This window comes from Methylibium sp. T29 (assembly GCF_000576205.1).
Lineage (GTDB): Bacteria > Pseudomonadota > Gammaproteobacteria > Burkholderiales > Burkholderiaceae_C > Methylibium > Methylibium petroleiphilum.
Window position 1 is genome coordinate 1 of record NZ_AZND01000245.1, and the last position, 4,691, is coordinate 4,691.

At 72.8% G+C, this 4,691-nt stretch carries 3 protein-coding genes and 3 pseudogenes; all 6 read left to right on the forward strand.

Annotated features, from left to right (window positions below; genetic code table 11):
• Positions 1-497, forward strand: a pseudogene (locus tag x551_RS18565) (lysophospholipid acyltransferase family protein); the annotation flags it as partial.
• Between the two features lie 38 nt (positions 498-535).
• Complete coding sequence (locus x551_RS28245; RefSeq protein ID WP_343252158.1) at positions 536-706, forward strand: hypothetical protein; 171 nt, start codon at positions 536-538, stop codon at positions 704-706.
• A 1-nt stretch (position 707) separates the two neighbouring features.
• A pseudogene (locus tag x551_RS18570) lies at positions 708-1,581 on the forward strand (lipid A biosynthesis acyltransferase).
• A gap of 53 nt (positions 1,582-1,634) precedes the next feature.
• Positions 1,635-2,971 (forward strand): annotated as a pseudogene (locus x551_RS18575) (Gfo/Idh/MocA family oxidoreductase).
• 49 nt (positions 2,972-3,020) lie between these two features.
• Complete coding sequence (locus x551_RS18580) at positions 3,021-3,923, forward strand: alpha/beta hydrolase (RefSeq protein WP_036250096.1); 903 nt, start codon at positions 3,021-3,023, stop codon at positions 3,921-3,923.
• A gap of 82 nt (positions 3,924-4,005) precedes the next feature.
• The coding region (locus x551_RS18585; RefSeq protein WP_036250099.1) for a nitronate monooxygenase at positions 4,006-4,691 on the forward strand (686 nt) is incomplete at its 3' end.

Below are 4,691 nucleotides of genomic sequence, written 5' to 3' on the forward strand. Positions count from 1 at the left end.
GGCAGGCCATCGGCGCGGCCGGCCGCATGCTCACCGAGCTGCCGCCGCTGTGGGCCCGCCCACCCGAGGCCGCGCTGCCGATGACGGTGCAGTGGCAGGGCGGCGAACTGATCGAACGGGCCCAGGCCGCCGGTCGCGGGCTGGTGATGCTGACGCCCCACCTCGGCTGCTTCGAGGTCGTGGGGCAGTCGTATGCCGAGCACTACGGCGCCGGCCGCGGCGCAATGACGGTGCTCTACCGCCCGGCGCGCAAGCCCTGGCTGCGCCCGCTGGTCGAGGCGGCGCGCCGCCGGCCCGGGCTCGATGCCGCGCCCGCCACGCTGGGTGGCGTGCGCCAGATGATCCGCGCGCTCAAGCGAGGCGAGGTCGTCGGCCTGCTGCCCGACCAGGTACCGCCCGAGGGCCTGGGCGTGTGGGCGCCGTTCTTCGGCCAGCCGGCCTATACGATGACTCTGGCCGCGCGCCTGGTGCAGCAGACGGTGCGGCGCTGCTGCTGATCTGGGGCGAGCGCCTGCCCGGCGGCGCTGGCTACCGGGTGCGCGTCAGCGAGCTCGGCGAGCCGCTGCCCGCCGATCCGGCCGAGGCCGCCGCGGCCATCAACCGCGCGATGGAAGGCCTGATCCGCCAGTGCCCGCAGCAATACCTGTGGGGCTACCACCGCTACAAGCAACCACGCTCCGGCGGTGTCGCCGGCGCCGACGACTGACATGCGCCTCGTTCTCTTCCTGCTGTGGCTGCTGCACTGGCTGCCCTTGCCGATCCTCGCCGCGCTGGGCCGCGGCCTCGGGCGGCTGCTGTGGCACGTGGCCGGGTCGCGCCGGCGCATCGCGCTGCGCAACCTCGCGCTGTGTTTCCCGGCCTGGACCGAAGACCAGCGCCAGGCGCTGGCGCGCGAGCATTTCCAGTGGCTGGGCCGCAGCCTGCTCGAGCGCGGCCTGCTCTGGTATGCCTCGCCGGCCCGCCTGCGTCGCTTGATGCACATCGAGGGGCCGGCCAGCTTCGCCGATACCCACGACGGCCCGGTGATGTGGCTGGTGCCGCACTTCATGGGCCTCGACGTGGCCGGCGCCGCGGTGCAGCTGTTCGTGGCGCGGCCCGGCTGTTCCATCTACCAGGCGCAGAGCAACAAGGTGTTCGACGCAGCGCTGCGACGCGCCCGGCTGCGCTACGGCAACGCAGGATCTTCGCGCGCAACGAGACCGCCAAGCCGCTGATGCGCGCCATCAAGGACGGCATGGGCTTCTTCAACCTGCCCGACATGGATTTCGGCGCCAAGGATGCGGCCTTCGTGCCCTTCTTCGGCGTGCCGGCGGCCACGCTGCTGGCGCCGTCGCGCATGGCGCGGCTGCTGGGCATGAAGGTGCAGCCGGTCATCGCTACATGCTGCCCGGCGGACGCGGCTACCGGGTGCGCTTCTTCGAGCCCTGGGACGACTTCCCGACCGTTGATGCCGAGGCCGACACCCTGCGCATGAACCGCTGGATCGAGGAGCGCATCCGCGAGCACGCGGCGCAGTATCTTTGGGTCCACAAGCGCTTCAAGACGCGTCCGCCCGGCGAGGCGCCGCTGTACGGCGGCTGAACTTCCCCGACGGAGCGCGCTCCACCCGCTACACCCTCGACAGGAGACGCCCCATGAACCTTCACGCCATGCTCGCGCAGCGCGCCGCCGACGGCCGCCCGCTGCGGGTGGCCCTGATCGGCGCCGGCAAGTTCGGCTCCATGTTCCTGAGCCAGGTGCGCCGCACCCCCGGACTGCACCTGGTGGCGGTGTCCGACCTGAGCCCGGCACGCGCGAAGGCGGCGCTGCTGTCGGTGGGCTGGGACGAGGACCGGCTCGGCGCGAAGACCCTGGACGACGCCCATCGCAGCGGCAGCACCTGCCTCACCGACGACACGCCGGCCGTGATCGCCAGCGACGCGGTCGAGGTGGTGATCGACGCCACCGGCTCGCCGGCCGCCGGCATTGCCCACGTGCTGGCGTGCTGCCGGCACGGCAAGCACATCGTGATGGTCAACGTGGAGGCCGACGCGCTGGCCGGCCCGCTGCTGGCGCGCAAGGCGCGCGAGGCCGGCATCGTCTACTCGCTGGCCTACGGCGACCAGCCGGCGCTGATCTGCGAGATGGTCGACTGGGCGCGCACTGCGGGCTTCCAGGTGGTGGCCGCCGGCAAGGGCACCAAGTACCTGCCGAGCTACCACGCCAGCACGCCCGATACGGTGTGGAACCACTACGGCCTGAGCGCCGACGACGCCAGGGCGGGCGGCATGAACGCGCAGATGTTCAACAGCTTCCTCGACGGCACCAAGAGCGCCATCGAGATGGCCGCGGTGTCCAACGCCTGCGGCCTGACACCGGCCGACGACGGGCTGGCCTTCCCGCCCTGCGGCGTGGATGACCTGGCGCGCCTGCTCAAGCCGCGCGCCGACGGCGGCCTGCTGCAGCACCGCGGCCAGGTGGAGGTGATCTCCTCGCTGGAGCGCGACGGCCGCCCGGTGTTCCGCGATCTGCGCTGGGGCGTCTACGTCACCTTCGCGGCCGACAGCGAGTACGTGCGCCGCTGCTTCAAGGAGTACGGCCTTGTCACCGACCCAAGCGGCGAGTACTCGTCGATGTACAAGCCTTCCACCTGATCGGCCTGGAACTCGGCATCAGCGTGGCCAGCGCCGGCCTGCGCCGCGAGGCGACCGGCGCGGCCACTGGCTGGCGCGGCGACGTGGTGGCGACCGCCAAGCGCGCGCTGCGTGCCGGAGAGGTGCTCGACGGCGAGGGCGGCTACACCGTCTACGGCAAGCTGATGCCGGCGGCCGCCTCGCTGGCCGGCGGCTACCTGCCGCTGGGGCTGGCGCACAAGGTCAGGCTCAAGCGCGACATCGCCGACGGGCGGCCGGTCGGATGGAACGACGTGGAGTTCGATGCCCGCAGCGAGGCGGTTCAGTTCCGCCGCGAGATGGAAGCGGCCTTCCGCTGAACGTCGGGGCCCGGGAAGCGCATCCGTGGTCGCCGGGAAGGAGAACGCAATGGACGAACAGGCAGCCTCGGAATTCCGGCGCGGCAGCGTGCGCGCCGCCGGCCTGCAGTTCCACTATCTCGAGGCCGGCAGCGGGCCACTGGCACTGTGCCTGCACGGATTTCCCGATTCGCCCTGGACCTACCGCCATCTGCTGCCGCGCCTGGCCCGGGCCGGCTACCGCGCCGTGGCGCCCTTCATGCGCGGCTATGCGCCGACCGGGGTGCCGGCCGACGGCGACTTCTCGAGCCGCGCGCTGGCGAACGATCCCAACGCGCTGCACCGGGCGCTGGGCGGCGCCGGTGACGCCGTGCTGATCGCCCACGACTGGGGTGCCTTCGCCGCCTACGGTGCGCTGGCCGCCGAGCCCGCGCGCTGGCGCCGCGCGGTGATCGGCAGCGTGCCGCACTTCCGCGTGTTCGGGGCGATCGCGTCGCGCTACCCGCAGCTCAAGCGCTCGTTCTACTTCTGGCTGTTCCAGATGGACATCGCCGAACGCTGGGTGGCCGCGAACGACCTGGCCTTCCTCGAGCAGTTGTGGCGCGACTGGTCGCCGGGCCACGAGCCTGCGGCGGAGATGGCGCACGTGAAGGCCTGCCTGCGCGACCCGGCCCACCTGCACGCGGCGCTGGGCTACTACCGCGACTTCTTCGCTCCGCAGCGCTTCGGCACGCCGGCCTGGGCCGACGAGCATGCCGCGGTGCTGGGCCGGCCGGTGCCGCAGCCCACGCTCTACCTGCACGGCAACGACGACGGCTGCATCGCGCTCGACGCGGCGGCGGCCGAGGCCATGCTCGGCCAACTGGGCCCGGGCTCCGAGGTCGACCGCATCGACGGCGTGGGCCACTTCTTCTGGGTCGAGCGGCCCGATGCGATCAACGATCGCGTGCTGCGCTTCCTGCAGACTCACTGAGGGGCCGCTTTCTCCCGCACCACGGCGCCACCCGACGCGCGTGCGGCCGAGCGCCCACCGCCTACCGCCGCAAGGAGACACCATGTCCAGCGCTGCCACCTCCCAACTGCTCGCCCTGCTCGGCACCGAGCTGCCGATCATCCAGGCGCCGATGGCTGGCGTGCAGGTCGGTGCGATGACCGTCGCCGTCAGCAACGCCGGCGGGCTGGGCTCGCTGCCGGCCGCGATGCTGGGCGCCGACGCGCTGCGCAGCGAGCTGGCCGCGATCCGCGAACGGACCGCACGCCCCTACAACGTCAACTTCTTCTGCCATGCACCGCCCGTGCCCAGCAGCGAGCGCGAGGCGAACTGGCGGGCCACGCTGGCGCCGTACTACCGCGAGTTCGGTATCGACGCCTCGGCCATCCCGCCGGGCCCGGGGCGACGCGCGTTCGGTGCCGAGGAGGCGGAGCTGCTGGCCGAGTTCGAGCCGCCGGTGGTGAGCTTCCACTTCGGGCTCCCGTCGGCCGAGCTGCTGGTGCGCGTGCGGCGCTGGGGCGCGAAGCTGCTGGCGTCGGCCACCACGGTCGACGAGGCGCGCTGGCTCGAGGACCACGGGGTCGACGCCGTCATCGCCCAGGGCCTGGAGGCCGGCGGCCACCGCGGCCACTTCCTGTCCGACGACCTGAGCGCCCAGCTCGGGACCTTCGCGCTGCTGCCCCAGGTGGTGCGGGCGGTGCGCGTGCCGGTGATCGCGGCCGGCGGCATTGCCGATGCGAACGGCGTGGC